The 22,713-nt window shown below is 36.2% G+C and carries 17 protein-coding genes; 14 read left to right on the forward strand and 3 right to left on the reverse strand.

Features of this window, described 5'->3' with window-relative positions:
* Positions 1-120: 120 nt before the first annotated feature.
* Entirely contained in the window at positions 121-1,011 is an 891-nt protein-coding gene (mltG, locus tag WCQ00_01910; GenBank protein ID MEI6042299.1) for an endolytic transglycosylase MltG, read from the reverse strand.
* Between the two features lie 56 nt (positions 1,012-1,067).
* On the opposite strand from mltG, the gene WCQ00_01915 reads away from it, so the two are divergent.
* The 3 genes from WCQ00_01915 (at position 1,068) to WCQ00_01925 (ending at position 3,298) form a co-directional block, all read left to right on the forward strand.
* On the forward strand, positions 1,068-1,592 hold the full coding sequence (locus WCQ00_01915; protein ID MEI6042300.1) for an RNA polymerase sigma factor: 525 nt from the start codon (positions 1,068-1,070) through the stop codon (positions 1,590-1,592).
* A 4-nt stretch (positions 1,593-1,596) separates the two neighbouring features.
* Positions 1,597-2,913: a DUF5667 domain-containing protein gene (locus tag WCQ00_01920; protein ID MEI6042301.1), complete on the forward strand. Its 1,317-nt coding sequence runs from the start codon at positions 1,597-1,599 to the stop codon at positions 2,911-2,913.
* A gap of 151 nt (positions 2,914-3,064) precedes the next feature.
* Complete coding sequence (locus WCQ00_01925; protein MEI6042302.1) at positions 3,065-3,298, forward strand: hypothetical protein; 234 nt, start codon at positions 3,065-3,067, stop codon at positions 3,296-3,298.
* Between the two features lie 105 nt (positions 3,299-3,403).
* Here WCQ00_01925 and WCQ00_01930 read toward each other — a convergent pair whose 3' ends face one another.
* A complete protein-coding gene (locus WCQ00_01930; protein ID MEI6042303.1) occupies positions 3,404-3,832 on the reverse strand; it encodes a hypothetical protein in 429 nt (142 codons plus the stop codon).
* Positions 3,833-4,024: 192 nt separating this feature from the next.
* Between WCQ00_01930 and WCQ00_01935 the strand changes: the two genes are divergently transcribed.
* The 8 genes from WCQ00_01935 to WCQ00_01970 all read left to right on the forward strand — a co-directional run bounded on the left by WCQ00_01935 (position 4,025) and on the right by WCQ00_01970 (position 19,639).
* Complete coding sequence (locus WCQ00_01935; GenBank protein ID MEI6042304.1) at positions 4,025-11,155, forward strand: YDG domain-containing protein; 7,131 nt, start codon at positions 4,025-4,027, stop codon at positions 11,153-11,155.
* Between the two features lie 48 nt (positions 11,156-11,203).
* Positions 11,204-12,922, forward strand: a complete 1,719-nt coding sequence (locus WCQ00_01940; protein MEI6042305.1) for a cohesin domain-containing protein — start codon at positions 11,204-11,206, stop codon at positions 12,920-12,922.
* A gap of 17 nt (positions 12,923-12,939) precedes the next feature.
* Complete coding sequence (locus tag WCQ00_01945) at positions 12,940-14,004, forward strand: HAMP domain-containing sensor histidine kinase (GenBank protein ID MEI6042306.1); 1,065 nt, start codon at positions 12,940-12,942, stop codon at positions 14,002-14,004.
* Positions 13,988-14,368: a response regulator gene (locus WCQ00_01950; protein MEI6042307.1), complete on the forward strand. Its 381-nt coding sequence runs from the start codon at positions 13,988-13,990 to the stop codon at positions 14,366-14,368. Before WCQ00_01945 ends, WCQ00_01950 begins: the two co-directional genes overlap by 17 nt.
* 18 nt (positions 14,369-14,386) lie before the next feature.
* Positions 14,387-16,009: a PAS domain-containing protein gene (locus tag WCQ00_01955; protein MEI6042308.1), complete on the forward strand. Its 1,623-nt coding sequence runs from the start codon at positions 14,387-14,389 to the stop codon at positions 16,007-16,009.
* Positions 16,009-16,455, forward strand: coding sequence for a response regulator (locus WCQ00_01960; GenBank protein ID MEI6042309.1), 447 nt, complete (start codon positions 16,009-16,011; stop codon positions 16,453-16,455). Before WCQ00_01955 ends, WCQ00_01960 begins: the two co-directional genes overlap by 1 nt.
* 48 nt (positions 16,456-16,503) lie before the next feature.
* Positions 16,504-16,875, forward strand: coding sequence for a response regulator (locus WCQ00_01965; GenBank protein MEI6042310.1), 372 nt, complete (start codon positions 16,504-16,506; stop codon positions 16,873-16,875).
* 454 nt (positions 16,876-17,329) lie between these two features.
* Positions 17,330-19,639 (forward strand): hypothetical protein, encoded by a 2,310-nt coding sequence (locus WCQ00_01970; protein ID MEI6042311.1) that lies wholly within the window; start codon positions 17,330-17,332, stop codon positions 19,637-19,639.
* Here WCQ00_01970 and WCQ00_01975 read toward each other — a convergent pair.
* Entirely contained in the window at positions 19,632-19,772 is a 141-nt protein-coding gene (locus WCQ00_01975; GenBank protein MEI6042312.1) for a hypothetical protein, read from the reverse strand. The two genes, WCQ00_01970 and WCQ00_01975, sit on opposite strands and share 8 nt — an antisense overlap.
* A gap of 256 nt (positions 19,773-20,028) precedes the next feature.
* On the opposite strand from WCQ00_01975, the gene WCQ00_01980 reads away from it, so the two are divergent.
* From WCQ00_01980 to ychF, 3 genes are all read left to right on the forward strand, one after another.
* Entirely contained in the window at positions 20,029-20,532 is a 504-nt protein-coding gene (locus tag WCQ00_01980) for a hypothetical protein (protein ID MEI6042313.1), read from the forward strand.
* Positions 20,533-20,545: 13 nt separating this feature from the next.
* Positions 20,546-21,394 carry a peptidoglycan-binding protein gene (locus tag WCQ00_01985; protein ID MEI6042314.1) on the forward strand — a complete coding sequence of 283 codons (849 nt, stop codon included), beginning with the start codon at positions 20,546-20,548 and terminating at the stop codon, positions 21,392-21,394.
* 161 nt (positions 21,395-21,555) lie between these two features.
* Entirely contained in the window at positions 21,556-22,653 is a 1,098-nt protein-coding gene (gene ychF / locus WCQ00_01990; GenBank protein ID MEI6042315.1) for a redox-regulated ATPase YchF, read from the forward strand.
* Positions 22,654-22,713 lie beyond the last annotated feature (60 nt).

A 22,713-nucleotide genomic window follows, 5' to 3' on the forward strand; every position in this document is an offset into this window, starting at 1 on the left:
AAAAACGCCAAGTCAATTAACAACCCAATCCGTCCAAGCTATTGACTAGAATACGGACCACGATGCAACATTCAATTTACAATAGTAATTGTTATTATAGGTGTACCTAAACAAACCTCCCTAGTTCACAACCTTCTTTGTATTTCTAACACCAATTAAATATGTTTGGATATTATTTTTGTGTTGATCATATGTTTTGGAACAGTGAATTTTTCGATTATTGTCATGCAAGTAATACATGCAATCTGTATTCTGAGGATTGTATGCTGCTTTAAGGGCGTCAATACTTATGTTTGAAATTGCAGTTGGTGGAAGTCCAATATTTGAGTATGTGTTATATGGGGAATCAATTTTTTTGTCTGCTGACAATACTTTTGGCCACCAATTTCCTTGACTTCCTTTTGCGTATTGAAGTGTTGCATCCATCCCAAGATTCATACCTTTGAATAGTCTATTCCAGATAACTCCAGAAATTAAGTTCATATCATTTTTTCCAGCTGCTTCTCTTTGTATTATTGATGCGATTCTAACTGCAGTTTCAAGGTTAATTTTTTGTGCACTTGTTTTAGTCTGTTTATCTGCCAGAACCTTGTCGCCAACCTCCTTATTAAATTCAGCCATCCCTTGGTCCGCCACTTCTTTTCCTGTTGCATCTATATTTATCCAATATGATCCAGGCATGAAAAAGCCCTCCATTGGTCCATTGTCATCCCTAGGTGCTGAGTCCATAAAGCTTTGTCTATCCTTATCTGTCCAAGCTATGGTTTTGGATACCTTGTCTCCAATTTCAGCTATTCTCATTCCTGGATTAATAGTGACATACCTTACATAAGGGTTAGCTAGGTTGAGATAAAAAGAAAGGGGATTGTCTGCATTTGTGCCGTATTGTGTTGCTATAAAAATAATGCTCAAAATGAAGCCTGCTATGGCGATTATTGATAACTTCCCCCAGTTACCAGCACCCTTATTCTTAGGGGTTCTTTTGGTTGTGGATGTGTTTATTTGAATCATGTGATACCATTATAGTATATGATGTAATAAAGGGTAACCCTTCAACGTCATAATCTATGTCTAGAAAGACACATATAACCAAACTTAAGGAGGATTTTTCCAAAACCTATGAAGAGCATTCAGATGCAATTTTTCGATACGCATATTTTAAGCTCTCAGACACGGAAAAAGCCAAGGATGTTGTCCAAGACACATTCGTTAAGTTTTGGGAGTACATTTCAGCAGAAAGCGAGTTACAGAATGTAAAAGCACTTCTTTACAGAATCGCTCTAAATACAATTATTGATCTCTATAGAAAACGCAAAACTTTCTCTTTGGATACATTGGCGGAAGATGGTTTCGAGCCAATTTATGAGCCAGAGAAAAATGAGTTTGAAAGACATGAGTCAGAAGCAGTATTAAAGGCAATAAATGAACTGGGTGAGGAGGATAGAAATATAATGTTCATGAGATATGTAGAAGGGCTTTCGTTTGATGATATCGCAGAAGTAGTAGGAGAAAGATCAAATACTATTGCTGTAAAGGTGCACAGATTGCTTAAACAATTAAGGCAATCTCTCAATATTGAGGAAGAAAAATAAAACCATGATTGAAAAAAAGATTAACAATTTAAAAGGACACCTATCAAACGTTCATATGTCAGCAGATGACAAGAGAGACGTTTTTAAGCGTATTCTTCTTGTTGTTGATAAGATTGAGGCTGTTTCTTCAGAATTTCATAGCACCCCTGTTCTTTCTCCATTTTCTAATAAGTTAGTTTTCGATAGTAAAATGTTCAGTAGCAATTTTGCTTCGGATATTTTTATATATTTTAAACAAAGAAAATTTGTCCCATCGCTAGTTATAGTTTTATTACTTTGTGTTACTGGTGGTTTTTCTGCTGCTGCAGAAAATGCACTTCCTGGTGATTCATTGTATTCATTAAAGGTTAATGTAAATGAGCAGGTAAAGGGCATGGTTGCGGTTACTCCAGAGGCAAAAGCTCGTCTTGCTGTTGAAACAACAGAAAGAAGACTGCAGGAGGCTGTTATACTATCGTCACAAGGTCAGTTGACTGATGATAAAAAATTAATCATACAAGATCAGCTAAGCAAAAACGCCACTGACGTAAAGAATAGTGTTGCATCATTAGTTGCTTCAAACAACATTTCAATAGCACAGGAAGTTTCCGTTAATTTTGAAGCGTCCCTAAAAACTCATGAACTAATACTTGAGACTCTTACAAAAAATGCTAATGGTTCATCTAATGCAAGCACAACTGATAGTGGTTTGAATGCGGCATTAGCATCAAACGAGACCTCAACTACAACGGGAGCTTTACCTGCTATTGTTTCAAATCAAAATCAGATTGCTACAATCGAGCAACCTATAGCAACAACCTTAATGCAGGATATCAGACAAGAGATAAACTCAAGCGCATTAGTTAGAGAAACATTGTCACAAAAGGAAATTGTAGATGGTTCAGATCCTGTAAAACTAGCTGCTAAAATTAAAGAAGTGAAGTTGAAATATACTGATTCTGTTAATCAAGTTAAAAACTTAACAGATTTAAGTACAGCGTCAAAGAAATTATTTGAGAGTTATTTAGGAACAGCTTCATCAACAGTAAAAGATGCAGAGGTTGCCCTACAAAAGAATGACCTTACAGGAACAATAATTTTACTACAGCAATCTATTAAGTCATTAAGTGATTCAGACTCGTTAATTTCGATAGAGTTAAATAGTGGTCCAGAGACAAGAAAGGCACTAGAATTAATTGATATAAACAAGTTAATAAATTCTGATTTATATAATTCAAACTCCGCATCATCTACAAGTGCAAGTGGAGCCGTCCTTGGAACTAGTACATCATCAGTTTCTGCAACTTCATCAACTTCATCTGTAAGTCAAATTGTTAAATAGTTAGATAGAGCAGACTGTTTAACTATTCCAAAGTATTTAGTAAATCAAAAACAACTAGCAATGAAGTTAGTTGTTTTTGTTCTTTTGTAGAAAGCCTTAATAGAGATGATCAAGCTGGAAATAATAATTAATTCTGATATAATGCCTACATATGTCATTTTTTCAAAATATGTTAATGAAGCAGATGCTTAAAAAGCAAATGAAGGGTGTTCCTGAAGCTGAACAAGAAAAGATTCTTAAAGCAATTGAGGAGAATCCAGATTTTTTTACTAATATTGCAACGGAGATTCAGGCTAAGATGAAAACAGGTAAAAGCCAGATGGATGCGACAATGGAAGTTATGGGTCAGCATCAAGAAAAGTTGAGACAATTGATGGGGAAGTAATTATGAGCTGTTCCTAGATTGTAATAATATAATTGTAATTTACAAATAAAAAAACTGAGATTGCAGAATCTCAGTTTTTTTATTTTATAAATTATTTTATATAAATTATCTATTTTTCTCTTTTGTAACAATGTCATGTATCTCCTCAGTAAGACTATTATTAATCTCAATTAATCTATGTATTTCGTCTTGTATTTTTAATAGAGCTTCAGCGTCTTTATATGTTTGCAAAGCTTGCTTGTCAGAAGCCTTAGCTGCAACTTTTTGACTGAACATTATTATAGAGAGTAAAACTAGCTGAAGGAAAGTTTGTGTGAGCCATGATATTAAAGTAGATGTTCCTCCTATTATTGCTGTTGGAAGATCGATCAAAGCAATGGCTGCAAAAATATATGCACACCACATAGTACTTACTATGTTTGTTATAATTAGAGCAAGTTTGCCATTAAAACCAACTTGTTCATCTTTAGTTAGGTGGGGTCCGTTTTTTGATCTCTCTTCAATTCTTGGATTTTGAATATGTTCTTTTTTCATACGCTAATGATACATCGTAAATAGTATGTCATCAATCATAGAGAGACAGGGAGGGTGTGTAGTACTTTATACAAGGGTTTATATTGACTCTAAAAGACATACATAATATAATTTATACAGCGCAAATCAGGGGTAAATCATAGAAGCTCGAGAAGCTCAAACGTCTTTCGTTTGGGCTTTTATTGTAAAACTATGAATTTAAACTATAAAAAAAGAATCTCTTATATAATATTTGGATTTGTTTCTGTTTTTTCATTATTCATTTTCTTACCGCAGGTAGTTGATGCTGCAACTTGTACTGCAAGCGCTGGTAATTGGAGCGCTGTTGGGACATGGTCTTGTGGACGTGTTCCGCTTTCAACTGATGATGTTGTTATACCTAACACGACAGGTGTAAATGTAACAGTTGATACTACTGCAGTAGCTTCTACCGTCACATTTACTGCAGGTAATAAATCAAACGCGATAAACATAAGTGGATCTAACACATTAACTATAACAGGTTTAATTAGCATAGGATTACCTTCATCGAATAAAATTAAAAAAATTGATGTTGGTAGTGGAAGCTTGACTGCCGGTTCAATTTCTCTTTTAGGTACAACTGGCACGACAAATACTACGGATATAAATGTATCCACTGGAATAGTCACAGTATCTGGGAACATAACTTCTGCTGGCGTTGCCTCCAGAATTATATTTTCTGGAGCGGGAACGTTAAATGCAGGAGGTACTTTTTTGAGCGGGGCAACTGGAACCTTCACTGCCGGAAGTAGTATTGTGAATTACAATGCATCAGGAGCACAAAATATCGGTCCGTACAATTATTATAGCTTAACAGCATCCGGAAGTAATACAAAAACTACCACAGCTGCAATGACAGTTGGTGGTAATCTTAATATAAATTCTGGAACGACATTTGCAACAGGAGTTACTAGTACATGGACACTTGGTGTTACAGGTACAACAACAGTTTCTGGAAACTTAACACTTGCTAATACAGGAAGTAAAACATTTTCAGGTAATGTCATATTAAACGCTGGTAGTGTTTGGAATGAGACAGGTGTTGCGTCTGTTACTATCAATGGAAATATTGTAAATAATGCCACTACCTTTACTGCAAATACTGGTAGCCACACATTCAGTGGATCAAATAAAACTTTTAGTGGTTCAACTGCAACTGTAATTCCGGGTACTGCTATTTTTGCAGGAGGTGCATATACAAATAATGGTACGTTTTCTGCATCGACCTTGAGTACACTAGTGGGTGGTGCAACATTTGCAAATAATGGAACAACTACGGTTTCTGTTGCGTTATCAGGAAGTGGTGGATTCACCCAAGGTTCAACTGGATTACTAAATTTTGCCAGCACAACAATCGGCATTACTACTTTCTCTGCTAATGCCTCTGGTAACACTGTAAGTTATACTGCGAGCGCTCCACAAACAATTAGAGCTGTACCTTATTATAATCTTACCCTGAGTGGTTCTGGTACAAAAACTATGACGGGCGTCACAACAATTGGAGGAAATTTTTCATTGATAGGAACATCTACAGCAACCGCTGCTTCTGGATTAACTATTGGAGGAAATGTTTCCATTGGAACAGGTACAACTTTTAATGGAGGCGCTGCTCTTACTCATAATGTAGTTGGAAATTGGTCAAACGCCGGAACATTTACTCCTTCAACATGTACTGTTAACTTTAATGGTGGAAGCCAGTTAATAAATAATGCAAATACTTGGTACAATCTTTCAATAACAGGAACCTCTGCTAGAACTGTTACCTTACAGAGTGGGGTAAAACAGACTGTTTCAAATAACTTGACTTTGAATGGAGCCTCAGGACAACTTTTGACTCTTGCTCCATCAGCATCTCCAACACAATGGCAACTTAGTGCACCGGCAACTCAAAGTGTGACTTATACTTCTCCTTCATATTCTGATGCAAGTAGTGGAACAACTGTTACCGCGACTGGCGGGACTAATGTTGATGGTGGAAATAATATTAATTGGAATTTTATTTCAAACCCTATCCCAACAACGACCGGTATCTCACCAACTTCAAAAACAGCAGGCGATGCGGGTTTTACTTTAACAGTTAACGGAACAAATTTTGTTGCAAGTTCAACTGTAAATTTCAATGGTTCCGCTAGAACAACGTATTTTTCAACTTCTACACAACTAACTGCAGATATCTTAAGTACAGATTTGCTTACCGTTGGAACTTCTTCTATAACAGTGTTCAGTCCAATTCCAGGAGGGGGAACTTCTAATTCACAAATATTTACAGTTAATGCAATCAATACGACAACAGGCCTAATAACGTCAAGTAGTACATTAACTTATGGAACTTCAGCAACATTTACTGCTACTGTCACACCAACTAGTGATGGATCTCCATCAGGAACGGTTACCTTCAAGGATGGTTCGGTGGTTATTGGAACGAGTACTCTTAATGGGGCAAACCCTGGAGTAGCCACCCTTGCAACTTCAACACTCTCTGTTGTAGGTTCACCTCATTCAATTATTGCTGTTTATGGAGGAGATAGTACACATAATGTAAGTACTTCCAGTAACGTGTCACAAACATTTACTGCAAAAAATTTAACAGTTACAGGAATTACTGCGAATAATAAAATTTACGATGGAAATGCATCAAGCACTCTAAATTTAGGTAGCGCTACTTTGAATGGAGTGGTTAGTGGTGATTCTGTAATCCTAGGTACTTCATCTGCTGTTGGAACTTTTGACACTCCAAATGTAGGCTTAGGAAAAACGGTTGCTATTTCTGGACTTTACATTACTGGTACGAGCTCTTCAAATTATAGTTTGACTCAGCCAATAACTACTGCAGACATCACAAACCCACTTCCAACAACAACATCAATCAACCCCACAACAAAAAACGTTGGTGACGCACAATTTTCAATGACTGTTAACGGAACAAACTTTGTTAATGGATCTACCGTTAACTTCAATGGTTCGGCCCGCGCCACAACATACGGAAGCTCCACACAATTAACTGCAACCATTCTTGCAACTGATTTGCTTGTTGCAACAACTACAGCTGCAATCACTGTTACAAACTCCGCACCCGGTGGTGGCACATCAAATGCTCAGACCTTTACCGTTATTGCCTCTGCTCCAACTGTCAATATTACCGCATCATCAACTGCAATCACCCTTGGACAATCGTCACAACTTACATGGACATCCACAAACTCCACTTCATGTACCGCATCAGGTGATTGGTCAGGATCAAAAGCAACAAGCAGTTCTGAATTTGTTACTCCACTTTCAACAGGTCTTAAAACTTACACATTAACTTGTGGAGGACCTGGCGGAACTGCAAGCAGTTCCGCAACAGTGAATGTTACAAACCCACTTCCAACAACAACATCAATCAACCCCACAACAAAAAACGTTGGTGACGCACAATTTTCAATGACTGTTAACGGAACAAACTTTGTTAATGGATCTACCGTTAACTTCAATGGTTCGGCCCGCGCCACAACATACGGAAGCTCCACACAATTAACTGCAACCATTCTTGCAACTGATTTGCTTGTTGCAACAACTACAGCTGCAATCACTGTTACAAACTCCGCACCCGGTGGTGGCACATCAAATGCTCAGACCTTTACCGTTGTCGAGACAATGCCAACTCCGGTAATATCATCTATTTCTCCTAGTTCTAAAAATGTAGGGGATCCCCAATTTATCTTAACAGTAATTGGTACTGGGTTAGTTGCTTCCTCAACTGTTCAAGTGAATGGAAGCGATCGTACAACCTTATATTCATCGTCAACAACAATTACTGCTACAATTCCAGCATCAGATTTACTTGCTTCTACCACTCTTGTAATTACTGTAACTAATCCTGCACCTGGGGGAGTAAGTAACTCTAAAAATCTAACTGTTAGTCCTGGGGCAATAGTTCCAACACAATTTGTTATCACAAGCGCAACAAATGGAACAATAGACCTTGCAAGTTATGTGACCATTCAAGCACAAAATTCTGCTGGAGTTCTTGCAACAACATATCAACAAGATGTAACTTTGGTTACAAATAATTCTGCATCAGGTGGAGGGCTAGTTAATATAATTAATGGAGTTGGAACTACTACAATTTCTGACAATGTTGTAGAAAATGTTCACTTATCATTATCAGATACTCAGTCAACGGGATTGATTGCAACATCTACAGCTGATATTTCATTTGGACCTGGCGCAACAAAAAATCTAACTATTACAGGCAGCACTACTGCTATGACTGCTGGAACTAGATTAGCTATGACTGTAACCAGACAGGATAGATTAGGAAATCTAGTTACTGCAGGAAGTGAATCCTTCTACCTATATAGTAATTCTTTTGGTGCGAAGAAGTTCTATAACGCAGTAAGTGGTGGATCAATTGTTACAGAGGCTTTGATTCCAAATAATTATTCATCAGCCACAGTTTGGTATTACGATGATAGAACTGGCGCCCCAAGAGTTACGGTTTCAGATTCATCTCCTACAGCTGATGGCCCAATAGGGGTTGTTGATGCAACTGTAGACCTTACTGTGACAAGTGATGTGACCTCAAGCTTTACGATTAATAACCCTGGTAATTTAATTGCCGGACAAAGGTTAGCTTATGAAGTGAGCAGAAGGGATCAATTTGGTAATACAGCCGATTCTGATTCTGTAACTGTTTACCTTCATCATACACCATCTGGAACCTCAACTGCATTCTATGATGCATCCTCGGGTGGGGCAACGTTAACATCAAGGATAATGTCAGCTGGCATTGCCACAACAAGTTTCTGGCTTTATGCAGATCTTGCCGGTAGCTTAACAGTGACAGCATCTGATAATTCAATGGGAGGAGATGGTTCAGCGGGAATAAACGATGCGTCTGATAGCTTTACTGTTAATCCTGCAACCGCCTCTATTTTAACTTTAAATAACCCTGGAAATATGACTGTTGGAACAAGTTTGGGTTATACGGTTTCAAGATATGATTCATATGGAAATACTGTAAGTACTGGAGATTTAATCGTTAATCTATCTCATGATGCAACTGGTACAAGTACAGCCTTCTATAATTTGGCTAGTGGTGGAATTACAATTTCCTCAGTTACTATCGCAGATGGAACTTATTCAAAGGATTTCTGGTTTTATTCAGAAGATGCTGGAAGTTATAATGTAACTACCTCTGATGGACCATCAGGATTAACTGATGCAATAGATCCTGTTGTTGTGAGCTTAATACCAATCATTCCATTTAAGATTGTTATTCTTGACCCATCTTCTCCAACGGCAAATGTTGGTTCAACAACTCCAATATATATTCAGGTACAGGACGTATCAGGAAATTTAGATACGGCATATAACGGCAGTGTAACACTTCATAGTACTGGAAATTCTACACCTGGGGCTGTTGGCGCGACCGTAAATATTATTGGTGGTGTAGGTTCAACAAACATTGTCGATATTAAGGCAGAGTTGGTCTCACTTACTCTAGAAGATACTTCACCAACAGGACTAGATGTTACATCGACAAAGTCAATTACTTTTATTCCAGGACCTACTACAAAATTTGTAATGACGGGGACAAATAGTAGTGCCGCAGGAGAAAGGACGCAACATACAATTGTTAGAAAAGATCAATATGATAATCAAATTACATCGGGGGTCGATGCTGTGTATCTTTATGACAACGCACCAATTGGTACTGCGAACTTCTATAATGCAGCGACAGCTGGAACACAAATTACATCCGCCTCAATTCTAAATGGTTTTGCTTCAACTGACGTTTGGTTTGCTGGAATTAGATCTGGTAGTTGGGTAATAGATGCGTCTGATAATGGAAGTCATGCTGATGCTGGTTTTGGAATAGATGATGCAACTTCAACCGTAGTGATTAGCCCAGCTGCTACAGCTCGCCTGGCCTTAAATGATCCAGGGGATATGTTTAATGGAACTCGTCTGGGATACATTGGAACTAGATATGATGCATATGGTAATGAAGTAACATCAGGAACTACTCATTATTTTCTTTCATCAAACGCAGCGGGTGCTTCCACAACATTTTACTCAGTCGCAAGTGGCGGCTCACCAATGACAGAACTTAATTTTTCTGAAGGAAATTCTCAGGCTACCTTCTGGTATTATGAAACAAAGAATGGAATTTGGACTGTGTATCTTTCAGATAATTATGGCGGACCAGATGGCTCTGCGGGAATTATCGATGGAGAGGATTCTGTCACGGTTTCTGCCGTACCAATTGTAGCTACTAAATTTATCATTGTGTCAGATAATACTGCTCTTACAGGCTCTCCATTAACTGTTGTTGTTAGGGCTGTTAATAATAATGGTGACATTGATACAACTTATCAACATGATGTTACCTTGAATGCATCAGGGGGAGCCACAGGAGGTGGATTGGTCGATATAATAAACGGTGTTGGGCAGATAATAATAAATGATTCAAATGAAGAAACAATAAACCTTACATTAAGTGATACTGCTCATACTGGTTTAAATGTTTCTGATAGTCAAAGTGTTGTGTTCAGCAAAACTGTTGTAATTCCATCTGGTGGATACGGCGGGGGTGGTGGAGGGTGGATTACTCCCCAGGTATCATTTGTTGGTCGAGCTTTTCCGCAAGCAAATGTTGAAATCATGGCAATTCAAGACGGACAAATTCCAGTAGGAGGAAGATCAAATGTTTCATCAGGCGGAAACTTCAGCTCTAAGTTTAATGGGCAACTACCTTCATCGGCAAATACATTTGCTTTAGTTGTTTATGATAAAGACAATCGTATTGCACAGACAAAAATATTTAAGCTTGGTGTAAATGATCAATTAATTAGCACTATATTTATGGCGCCAACAATCAGTCTTAAGCAACAATCAGTAGGTAGAGGTGTATTTATGGGTATAGAAGGATCGGCAATGCCAGGTTACAAAATAGAAATGATGCTTGATGGGGTTAAGGCCCCAGAGACCACTTCAGCATTAAGTGATGGTAGTTACAGTCTAAATTTCAACACATATCGCCTTGGTCTAGGTGAACATACTTTGCGCGTTCGTCAGGTCGATACGCAAGGTAAATCGTCCGATTATTCCATTGAGAAAAACTTTCAAGTTATAAGAGTTCTATCAACAAAAGCTGATTTGAATAATGATGGAAAAATAGATGTAACAGATTGGGGAATATTTATGGCACGTTACAATTCTACTTATCCTAAGATAAAGCTGGGGGCTGATATAAATAGCGACGGAAGGGTGGATGTATCAGATTTGAATTTATTCAAGAGCTCATTAGCTCGATGATTCATATATCGATAATTAATTAGATTCAATTTATTTAAAAATAAAAACATGTCAATAACATTAAAAATAAAATTAGGTTTTCTTGCGTTAGCTTTCAGTTTATTATCACCATTTTATGCAAGTGCTGCAACTTTGGATTTAGCGCTGGAGCAAAATATTTCATCTGTAAAAGATGACGTGGTCGTACTGGTGACTTTAAACAGTGAAGGACAAGATGTAAATACTGCACAGGCTACAATTTCTTTTCCTGCAAACTTGCTGTCAGTGACAAAACTTGATCAAATAGGTTCAATATTCTCTTTTTGGTTAGAGGAACCATCATTTGATAACGCAAAAGGAACAATTAGATTTGTTGGAGGAGCAACAAGTGGTTTTACGGGTTCTGGTCTTAAGGTGCTTAGAGTAGCCTTTAAGGTTAAAGGGAGTGGTAGTGGAAGACTTGGAATTACAGATGGGGCAATTACCGCAAGCGATGGTACTGGTAGTAATGTCTATACAACTGCCAAAGGACTAGATATAAGTATTCCCGCTACAGCTGACTTCACTGCTGTTAAAGCAGAAAGATCACAGCAAGAGGCAACTATTGCAAAACAGCTTCCTGCCTTAATTGGGCTAGATGTACCTTTCTATCCAGATGCAACAAAGTGGAATAATCATTCAGCTAGTTTTCAAGCAAAGTGGAATGTTACTTCTGATGTAATTCAACAAGCTATTTCTTTAGATAATAAACCTACAACTATTCCTGCTGCAAGTCCGACAGCCCTAATTGGAAGCAGAGTATTTTCAGCGCTTGCAGATGGCGTTTGGTATATACATATTCGATCTCAAAATAATATTGGATGGAGTCCTACGCTTCATTATAGAATTGCAATTGATACCGCTCCACCAGTACCATTTAAGATAACGAGTGATAGTGGCTTCAAGACGGGTGAACCAAGTCCTATAATTAGATACGTAAGTAGTGATGTTACCTCTGGTCTAGATGTTTATTCAATACGTATTGATGGTGTACTTGCTACTACAACAAAGCTTACAAACTACCGTTTATCAGCACTTCTTCCAGGTGTTCATAATCTTGTTGTTACAGCTGTTGATAAGGCAGGGAATTCAACTTCACAAGCTGAGGTTTTAGAAATATTACCAATAGCATCCCCAACAATTAGTTATGTTAATCGTAAGGTGGTTTTGAATGAGGGGGAGATTGTCGCTGGTGGAACTGCTTCAGTAGGAGTGGAGATTATTGTCCAGATTCAAAATTCTGAGAAACAAATTGTTATTGAACAAGTTGTACCTATAGATAGTAATGGTAATTGGAATGTGACAATAAATGAAGCTATGACCGAAGGTAATTATTATCTGATGGCTACTGCTCGCGATAGAAATATGTCCTCTAGTTTCCCAGTAGTATCTCAGTCTATAAGTGTTAAACCAAGGCCCATGCTTGTAATAGGGGTATTGGAGATTACGCAAGCTTGGTTTTTCATAGATTTAATAATTATTCTACTACTTAGCTTTGGAGCAGGGGTTCTGACTTATTATAACTGGCGTGGACAATTAGGAAGAAGAGTAACTATCGCACAAAGAGATGTTATAAATATTCTTGAAAATATAAGAAAAAATATTGATAAATTACTTAAAGACTACAAAGGTGGAGATTTAAGTGATAGTGATTTGACAAAGATAGAACAGACCCTTAAAAGCATGAAAAGTGATATAGAGAAGTCTAGTCACTATGTTGTCGATAACATAAGAGAAATTAATCGTTAATTCAGATAGTTATTAAAATGAAAAAAAGTCCTGAAAAAATATTGGATGAAAAGCAGATTAAAAATCTTTTAAAGTACGTAGCTTTTTTGGATAAAGAAAAAGCAAAAATTGCAGCAAGGTTGTTGATTGCCAATGCAAAAATACTTTTCCAAGCCCATGAAAAAACTGATGCAAATAAAAAGCTTAGAAAAAGGAGTGAAGAGATTGAAAAAAGACATGCAATACAAATTTCAAAACAGATTGCCAAATTACTAATTTCAAACACAGCACTTGTTCAAGAAACAATGCAGAAGGTAAAGAAAACAAATGAATTAATTACTGTGAACGAGGAGTTAAAAAAAATAAAAGATGACTATCTCTCGATTGTAATACATGAAATTAAAACGCCCTTGGTTCCTATTAAGTCTCAATTGCAGCTTCTTTTAGCAGGAGATTACGGTGAGTTGAACGGCGAACAAAGAGAAGCTGTAGAAATGATATACAGAAATGAAGAGAATCTCAATAGACTTTCAATGGAAATACTAACTATTTCAAAGATTAGGTCAGGGAGATTTGATTTACATTTACAACTATTGTCAGCAACAAAAATTTTTGAAGAAATTGTTAAGGAATTTGAAGCTGTATCAATAACTAAAAAAATTACTTTTACACATTCTATTCAAGCAGGGCTACCAAATATATCTGCAGATAAAATAAGGTTAATTGAAGCAATTAGAATTCTTCTAGATAACGCTTTTAAATTTACACCAGAAGGGAATTCTGTAAATTTGGATATTAAGAGAACAGATAGAAACTTAATCGTCTCCGTAAGTGATACGGGGATCGGAATCGAATCAATTAATTTTGAAAAAATATTTTCATTATTTTTTCAGATTAGTAATGAACTTACTAGGAAATATGGTGGCAATGGACTAGGTTTAGCTATCGCCAAAGGTATCGTAGAGGCTCATGGAGGAAAAATATGGGTAGAAAGTAATGGATTGGGAAAGGGAAGTACCTTTACGTTTAGTATCCCAATTACGAATAAAATCGTAAAACGTAAATTAATAATAAAAACAAAAAATTATGCCAATAGAAAATAAAAAAGTTAGAATTCTCCATGTAGATGATGAAGAAGATACACAAAAAGTAGTTAAGACAATTTTAGAAAAAGAAGGTTATGAGGTTGTAAGTGTTAGAGATGGTGTTGGGGCATTAAGAGAGATTAATCTTGATAATTATGACCTATTAATTTTAGATATCATGATGCCCAATATGTCAGGTTGGGAATTATACACAAAGATATTAAAAATTAAGGAGAAGGAAAAGGTAATATTTCTTTCTATCTTAGATATACCAGCTGATAAATTAAATGAATTAACAAAAAGTGGTGTTAGGGATTATATTAAAAAACCATTTGATCGAGATGACTTTGTCGCTAGAGTAAAAAAGGTACTTATCTCATAATAAAATACGAAAAATAATATGAAAAATAAAGATGATCCAAATAAGACCGATGATAGTAATGTAAAAAGTAATCCTGCTTCTGATAACATGGAAGTTGTGAAAATTGAAAATGATCTATTTAAAATAGCTTATTTTCAATTAAGAAATGTTGTCAAAAAACTAGAAGAAAGTGAATATTTCTTCAGAGAGTCTCAAAGAGCTGCTTTTATAGGTTCTTATTATCTTGATTATCAAAAGGATATATGGAAATCTTCAGAAGTTCTGGATATAATATTTGGAATTCATTCTGATTATAAAAGGAGTATTCAATCATGGGTAGATATTGTTCATCCTGATTATAAAGCAGAGATGTCATCATACTTTGAAGGTTTGATATCTTCAAAAAATAAAATATTCAACAAAGACTATAAGATTATAAGAAGAAATGATAAGGAATTAAGGTGGGTTAGAGGGCTTGGTGCGCTAGAATTCAACACTAAGGGAGAAATGGTTTCTATGTCAGGTACAATTCAAGATATCACTAATATAAAAGTCGCTCAGGAAAATGATAAAAAAACATCTGAGGAGTTAAGAAAAGCTCAGCATATTGCTAAAATTGGTAATTTTTCATTAGATTTGAGAACTAATAAAGCGATATTGTCTGGTGAATTATTGAATATATATGGTCTTAATCCTAATAATAATGCAATAACTCATGAGGAGTTTTTGAATATAATACACCCTGATGATAGGCAAAGAATTAAACTTGAAATTGAGCAAGCAATTGGTAGTAAGCAATTAAATACGGAGACAGAGTATAAAATTGTTCTCAAAAATGGTATTGAGAAAATAATTAGAGGTAGCTCGGAAATTGTATATGAAAATGGTCAGCCTATCACTTTCTTTGGAGTTGCTCAGGATATTACGGAAAGAAAATTACTTGAAGAAGCTAAATCAGGTTTTTTATCTATCATTTCTCATCAACTTAATACCCCCCTTTCTATGACAAAATGGGTGCTAGAAGTTCTGACGGATGATAAAGATTTAACTCCGAGACAAAGAGAAAAAGTTAACGATCTTAATATTTCAAACGAGAGATTGATATCGCTTGTAAAGAGACTTATGAATGTAGCTCATATTGAATCAGGCAGACTCATTGCAAATAGAGTAACGACAGATATTAAAAAACTTGTTGAAAATTTAATTGAAGAAATTAAACCTTTAGCTTTTAAAAAAGATAAAATTATTAGTTCTCATATACCAGAGAAACTAGATAGTATAAATTGTGACCCTTTATTAATCCATGAGGCACTAGAAAACTTACTTACAAATGCTATTGAGTACTCTACTGAAAATAGCAAAACAATTGATATTTCTATTGCAGACAGGGTCGATGATTATTTAATTTCAGTGCATAACGCCGGCTTAATAGAACCAATGCTTTCTGAAAAGATTAGAAAATTTGATAAATTTTCACACGGAGGCAAGATGTCCTATATGCAACCTTCAGGTAGTGGTCTTGGGTTGTATATCGCGAAAAATGTTGTGGAAGTGAACGGAGGAATGCTTTGGTTTGAGTCCTCAGCTGAAGCTGGGACTACGTTTTATTTCACAATAAATAAGATAGTAAAATTAATAGAAAATAATAATCACAATATATAATGACTAATTCAGATATAAACGAGGGGAAAAAGAATTTACTTCTTATTGTAGAGGATGAGAAAATATTATCAAAAACAATGAATGAGAAGTTTTCTCAGGAAGGTTATAGCGTAATTCAAGCTTATGATGGTGTACAAGGTCTTAAATTAGCAAAACAGAATCATCCGGATCTTATATTACTTGACTTATTAATGCCAAAAATGGATGGAATGAGTATGCTAAAAGAGTTGCGTAATGATATTTGGGGAAAAAAAGTACCGGTTATTATTCTTACAAATCTGTCTGCAAATGATGAGGATAGACTTAAGGCTGTTGTTGAACTTGAACCGACCTACTATTTTGAGAAGGTCGATAAAGGTTTAGAGGAAATTGTAGAAACAATAAAGGATAGGTTGGCTTACAAGGAACAAAAAACAGACAAAAATAGTGCAGTACAAATCGCATAAAAATTAGAAGACCTAATAAAGTTAATAAAAATAATTAAATATAATAATATGAAAATACTAATAGTTGAAGATGAGGACATTTTGGTTAGGGTTCTTAGAGAAAAATTTGAAGATAATGGTTTTGATGTCGAGGTTGCAGAGGAGGGTGATAAGGTTATTCCCCTTGTAGAAAAGTTTAAGCCAGACATGATTCTACTTGATATATTTCTTCCAAAATTGAATGGAATGGATATTTTGGAGAAATTAAAGGATGATGAAGTTATGAAAACTATTCCAGTAATTATTATCTCAAACCTAGACGATGACAAGAAGATAAAGGAGGCATTAAACCTAGGTGCGGTTGACTATATTGTTAAAAGTCAACATCCAATCAATGAAGTTGTAGAGCTGGTTAACAAGTATATATTAAAGGCAAAATAAGGAACAGTGCCTTGCTATTATAAGATTTAATTATCCACAGTTTAAATGGATATTATTATAATTAGCATAAAAAAATGTTATAATAATATAGTAATTAGTTTGATTGAGTTGAGGTAATTTTTATTATGAATTTTCATAAAATAAAAATATCAGTTAAGGATAATACCCTTGTGCTTCTAAAAAACGTAAGGTTAGCATTTTTTGTTGCTGTTTTTTCTCCTTTGCAGTAGCTGTTGGTGTTGCTAATGCTACCGTTTACCAGCCTGGCGAGACTCTTGAGCCAGATTGCGCACCGGGATCTACAAATTGTGGTGTTGCAGTTTTTAGTCTAAATAATCAAGCCGGCACTACCCAAACTTTAGTAGTTGGTTCTTCTGGTACAGATTTCAGTATTGTTTCAAGTTCTGGTATTCACACATTTAACTTCCCAACGGCATCATCATTAAATAGAGGATTGCTTTCAAGCATGGATTGGAGTATTTTTAATGATAAACTTTCTTCGTCATTAAACACTGGTAAAATATTTATTGGTGATGGTTCTAATCTAGCAAGCCCAGTGAATCTTTCTGGCGATGCCTCACTTTCTAGTTCTGGTCTACTTACAATTTCAAGTAATGCTATTACTGCATCAAAAATTCTTGCTGGTAGTGTGAGTTATGACAAAATTCAAAATGTAAGCGGAAATAAACTGTTGGGTAATTCAACTGGTTCATCAGGAGCGGCTGGAGAAATAAGTTTAGGTAATAGTCTGGTATTTTCTGGAACTGATCTTAAAATCAACGCACCAACTTGTACTACAAATGAGCGTTTGAGTTGGGATGGAACATCTTTTGTTTGTAAAGTTGGAGCAGTCTTTATTAACTCTGTTGCTAATACTTTTCTTGCTGGACCAACGGGTGGTTCAGATGCTACTTCAAGTTACCGTGCAATTGTAGCTGCAGATCTTGGTGTAGGTACATCTACAAATCAAGAAGTTTTGAGAGGAGACCAAACATGGTTTCAATTATTTGATGGAGGTGGAAAAATAAATTCATCAGTGCTTCCAAGCTCTATTACAGGGTCTCTAAAATTCCAGGGAACATGGAATGCAAATACAAACTCACCAAGCCTTACTTCTGGTGGTGTCGGTGGAGTGAGTGGAGATTTTTATGTTGTTGATGTCGCTGGAACTACAACAGTAGATGCCCACTCAGTATGGAATGTTGGAGATTGGATTATTAACGCTTCTTCTTCATGGGACCGAGTGCAACAAGGTGCAACGGTTTCTAGTGTAAATGGTGCTGGAGGAGCGGTAGTTCTGACAACTGATAATATTAATGAAGGTATTACAAATAAATATTTCTCAAATGTTTTGGCAAGAGGTGCTCTTACAGGTTCTGGTCCTATATCATTTTCAACATCAACTGGAAGTATAGATTGTCCAACTTGTTTAGTTAGTACTGGTAATGGAAATTTAGTACAGGGAACAGGGGTTGGTTTAAGTGGAAGTTTAACCGGACGTTTAATTGGTACTGGAAATGTAACTTTTTCTATAAATAACACAGCTGTGACCGCTGGTAGTTATGGGGCAAGTGCATCTATTCCAACTTTTACTGTGGATGCACAAGGAAGACTTACTTCTGCTGGTACGACAACTCTTGATACTTCAGCTATCACCTCAGGTACGCTATCTGTCAATCGTGGAGGAACAGGAGTAACAAGCTTTAATTCTCATGGAATTATATATGGAAATGGTGGAGGAAATCTTACGTCCACATCGGCTGGTACTGCAGGTCAATTTCTAGTAGCAGATAATTCAGGAATTCCAGCTTTTGTTTCAGCAACAGGTGATGCAACTTTTGCAACATCAGGAGTTATAACTATTGGTACAGGATCTATTACATCAACAAAAATATTGGATGGAACAATTGCAAATGCTGATATTTCAGGAAGCGCAGGTATTGCATATGGTAAATTGAATCTTGCTGGGGCTATTTTAAATGCAGATATTGCTACTGGTACAATTGCAAACAATAAGCTTGCAAATTCAGTCTTTGGATTAACTTTAGGAAGTTCTGGAAATGATATTTCTTTTTCATCCACATCTATTGCACTCGGAAATACCCTTGTTGTAAATATTCCAAATGCATCTTCAATAGCAAGAGGAGTTATTTCTACAAGTACTCAAACTTTTGCTGGTAATAAAATTTTTAACGATTCATTATCAGTTACGGCAACATCAACATTTGCTGGTAATTTTATCACTCCTAAAGGTACAGATTATACAACAATTGGAACTCAAGATAATGTAAATCTTGGATCAGGATCATTGATACGTTATACAGGGATTGGTGATAGTACATTTACTGGACTTGCGGGAGGTACAGACGGTAGGCAAATTCATATAATGAATGCTTCTTCGTACAACATTACACTTTCAGACCAAGATTCAGCTTCTGTTTCTGCTAATCGATTCACAAACCCTAACGGAACTTCTATAATCATCAGGCCGTTAACTACAGCTATGATACAGTATGATTCCGGTGCTTCAACATGGAGAATTTTAGCTGTTACACTTTCTGGTTTTTCTATAACTCAAGGTGGTAATGCCTTTGGTGCTGTCTCAACTATTGGTACAACAGATTCATATGGATTAAACCTTATCACAAGCGGAAGCACTCGCTTCTCCATCGCCACATCATCAGCTACTCTATCAGGAACAGGTGCCACATCAATTGCTGGAGGAACAACACTTGCTCTAACATCAGCTTCAGCATCTAATTAAATATTACATCTGGAACAACAGGAAATCTAAATCTAGACTCTGGATCAACTGGTGCAATTAATATTGGAACAAATGCAAATGCAAAGACAGTTACAATTGGAAATGCAACAGGGACAACAACAATCAATGTCAATGCTGGAACTGGGGGTATAAACCTTGGTGGTCTAGTTACTCTAACAAATGCCTCTACAACAAACCTTTCTGTATCTGGAGCGTTTAATGTTTCAAATATTCTAGCAAGCGGAACAATTACTTCCGGGTTAATTAATGGTCAAACAATTTCATCGTCTGCAAACTTCACAGGCTCACTTAATGTCTCCGGTCAAACATCCCTAGGTGACGCCTCCTCAACAAACTTTTCAGCATCAAATGCTTTATATATAGGTGGAATGTCCACAACAACAAATGGAATAGTTAATACTCAAACAAAATATCAAATTGGAGGATCTGATGTTCTAACTGCAACAGCACTTGGTTCTGGAATTACAAATTCACCTGTGAATCTGGCTGTAACTGGAATCGATGCTGTAAAAACATATGCAACAGCAGATGGAACATATTCAAATGGTTGGAAATGGTTATTTCATATAACTATTCCAGATGCAGAAAACGGCTTGAATATGAAATTCGATAATTGGTCAAATGGAACTAGCGCTATTTTATCGGTAAATAATATGCGTTTTTATTCTGCTCAATCATCAAATGGATCAAATCCTGATAACGCTGTATTAATTTCTCAATCAGGTGTATACGGATCGAATACTTTAAATATAACATCTGATCTCGACGCAACAAAAACTGGAAAACAGGTGGATGTAATTGTGGAAATGTCTGTACCCGTAGGTTCAACTGGTGGATCTTATTCAACAAGTTATGGAATTAAAACTCAGTAATACTATGTATAAGATGAAAAAAATAAACACTCTTATAAAGGTAGATTTTTGTAATATAATAACTGTACTTTTGTTTCTAATTATGTGTATATGTTCTAATAACACAGCTAAAGCTTCTGAAGTTACAGGTACATTAAATTCTGGTAGTAGTATAAGTACGGGGATAAGTGGCACTGTTGTGTCTCCAGTTGTCCCTGTAGCGCCTGCTACACCGACTTACTCGGGTGGAGGTGGCGGAGGAAGTAGTGCGAGTACTGCTATTGTTAATTCTCCTGTTAATGTAACTCAGGTATCTGTTTACACGTTTGCAAAAACACTAAAATCAGGGGATTCTAATTCAGATGTCCTTAAACTTCAAAAATTTCTAAACGAGAATAATTATAAAATAGCTACTGGGGGTGCTGGTTCTCCTGGAAGAGAAACAAATAGTTTTGGAACCTTAACAAAAAAAGCTTTGATGAAATTTCAAAAGGATAAAGGATTATCTCAAACTGGAATTTTAGATACAAAAACAATTAGTAAGATAAAAGAAGTTTCAACAACTACAACATCTACACAAGCAGTAACTCCTAGCGGTAATACATCATTGACTACAGAAAATATTGCAAAAGAAGTTGTACGAGATCATTCGTTTACACAAGATTTGAAAAAAGGGGACACTAATGCTGATGTCAAAGCATTACAAATATATCTAAATAGTAATGGATTTAAAATTGCAAAAAATGGTGTAGGTTCGCCAGGAAAAGAAAGTAATAGTTTTGGTGATTTGACAAGAAAAGCGTTAATGCAGTTTCAAAAAACAAATAATATTCCTGCTACAGGGTACTTTGGACCTACAACAAGAGCTTACTTGAATAAATAATTGCTTTTTAAAACAAGTGGATTCCTCCTACTAAGGATGTAGTTTTAGCTCTTACTAAAGGTATTTTGTATCATCCTGTCAATTCAATAAAAGCTGGAGCAACAGACAAAATATGCTATTTATATTTTCCAAAATCACTGATAGTGTGCTAATATCACAACATGAAATTATCAATCGGAATCGTCGGGCTTCCTAACGTCGGAAAATCAACGTTATTTAATGCCCTTACAAGAAAATCAGTTCCAGCAGAGAACTACCCGTTCTGTACAATAGACCCATCTGTGGGTGTTGTTCCTGTTCCTGACGAGAGACTGTATAAGCTTGCTGAATTCTCACAAACTCAAAAAACAGTACCTGCTGCTATTGAGTTTGTTGATATTGCTGGGCTTGTTAAAGGTGCATCTGAAGGCTCTGGTCTTGGAAATAAATTCTTGGCGCACATTAGAGAGACGGACGCTATTGCTGAAGTTGTCAGAATATTTGAAGATACAAATGTTATACACGTAGAAGGCTCTGTAAATCCGAAACGTGATATTGAGGTTATTAACCTAGAATTAATTTTAGCGGACCAACAGACTGTTACCAAAAGACTGGTTGGAGTTGAGAGTGGATCAAAGAGAAATGATAAAGCAGCTATTGCTGAGAAAGCTGTTCTTGTGAAAATCGCTGCAGCACTTGAGGAGGCTAAACTTGCTTCAACTGTGGAGTTAACTGAGGATGAGGTGGAGATCGTAAAAGGAATGCATTTATTGAGCATGAAGCCAATAATGTATATTTTGAATAAGAAGGCTGGTGGAACTAATTTGGACGAATTAAAGGACGAAAGATGGACAGAGCTTATGGATTTTCTTAAAGAGCAAAATGCTAAGTGGACAATAGTTGATGCTGGAATCGAACATGAATTGAAAGATCTAGAAGGGGAGGATAAGGATATTTTTAGAAAGGAGCTTGGTGCACATGACGATGGTGTTGACTCACTAATCAAGAAGGGTTATGAGCTACTTGACCTTGAAACTTATTTTACTACTGGAGTTGTGGAAACTAGGGCGTGGACAATTGCACGAGGTTCAACTGCACCGGTCGCTGGAATGGCAATTCACACTGATTTTAAAGATAAATTCATACGAGCTGAAATTGTTTTCTGGAAAGATTTAATAGGCGCAGGATCATACGTGGCTGCAAAAGAGAAAGGTCTAATTAGAACAGAGGGTAAAGAATATGTAGTAAAAGACGGCGATGTAATTGAGTTTAAGATATAATATCTGATATTGACAAGGTGTTGACAAAACAGTTGACGAAACATTGATAATGTGCTAAAA

The organism is bacterium (genome assembly GCA_037127815.1).
Lineage (GTDB): Bacteria > Patescibacteriota > Minisyncoccia > Phycocordibacterales > CAIZLB01 > CAIJKW01.

Excerpts from the sequence above, each read along its gene's own strand:
- mltG (MEI6042299.1), bottom strand. The coding sequence starts at position 1,011 with ATGATTCAAATAAACACATCCACAACCAAAAGAACCCCTAAGAATAAG.
- WCQ00_01915 (MEI6042300.1), top strand. The coding sequence starts at position 1,068 with ATGTCTAGAAAGACACATATAACCAAACTTAAGGAGGATTTTTCCAAA.
- WCQ00_01920 (MEI6042301.1), top strand. The coding sequence starts at position 1,597 with ATGATTGAAAAAAAGATTAACAATTTAAAAGGACACCTATCAAACGTT.
- WCQ00_01925 (MEI6042302.1), top strand. The coding sequence starts at position 3,065 with ATGTCATTTTTTCAAAATATGTTAATGAAGCAGATGCTTAAAAAGCAA.
- WCQ00_01930 (MEI6042303.1), bottom strand. The coding sequence starts at position 3,832 with ATGAAAAAAGAACATATTCAAAATCCAAGAATTGAAGAGAGATCAAAA.
- WCQ00_01935 (MEI6042304.1), top strand. The coding sequence starts at position 4,025 with ATGAATTTAAACTATAAAAAAAGAATCTCTTATATAATATTTGGATTT.
- WCQ00_01940 (MEI6042305.1), top strand. The coding sequence starts at position 11,204 with ATGTCAATAACATTAAAAATAAAATTAGGTTTTCTTGCGTTAGCTTTC.
- WCQ00_01945 (MEI6042306.1), top strand. The coding sequence starts at position 12,940 with ATGAAAAAAAGTCCTGAAAAAATATTGGATGAAAAGCAGATTAAAAAT.
- WCQ00_01950 (MEI6042307.1), top strand. The coding sequence starts at position 13,988 with ATGCCAATAGAAAATAAAAAAGTTAGAATTCTCCATGTAGATGATGAA.
- WCQ00_01955 (MEI6042308.1), top strand. The coding sequence starts at position 14,387 with ATGAAAAATAAAGATGATCCAAATAAGACCGATGATAGTAATGTAAAA.
- WCQ00_01960 (MEI6042309.1), top strand. The coding sequence starts at position 16,009 with ATGACTAATTCAGATATAAACGAGGGGAAAAAGAATTTACTTCTTATT.
- WCQ00_01965 (MEI6042310.1), top strand. The coding sequence starts at position 16,504 with ATGAAAATACTAATAGTTGAAGATGAGGACATTTTGGTTAGGGTTCTT.
- WCQ00_01980 (MEI6042313.1), top strand. The coding sequence starts at position 20,029 with ATGTCCACAACAACAAATGGAATAGTTAATACTCAAACAAAATATCAA.
- WCQ00_01985 (MEI6042314.1), top strand. The coding sequence starts at position 20,546 with ATGAAAAAAATAAACACTCTTATAAAGGTAGATTTTTGTAATATAATA.
- ychF (MEI6042315.1), top strand. The coding sequence starts at position 21,556 with ATGAAATTATCAATCGGAATCGTCGGGCTTCCTAACGTCGGAAAATCA.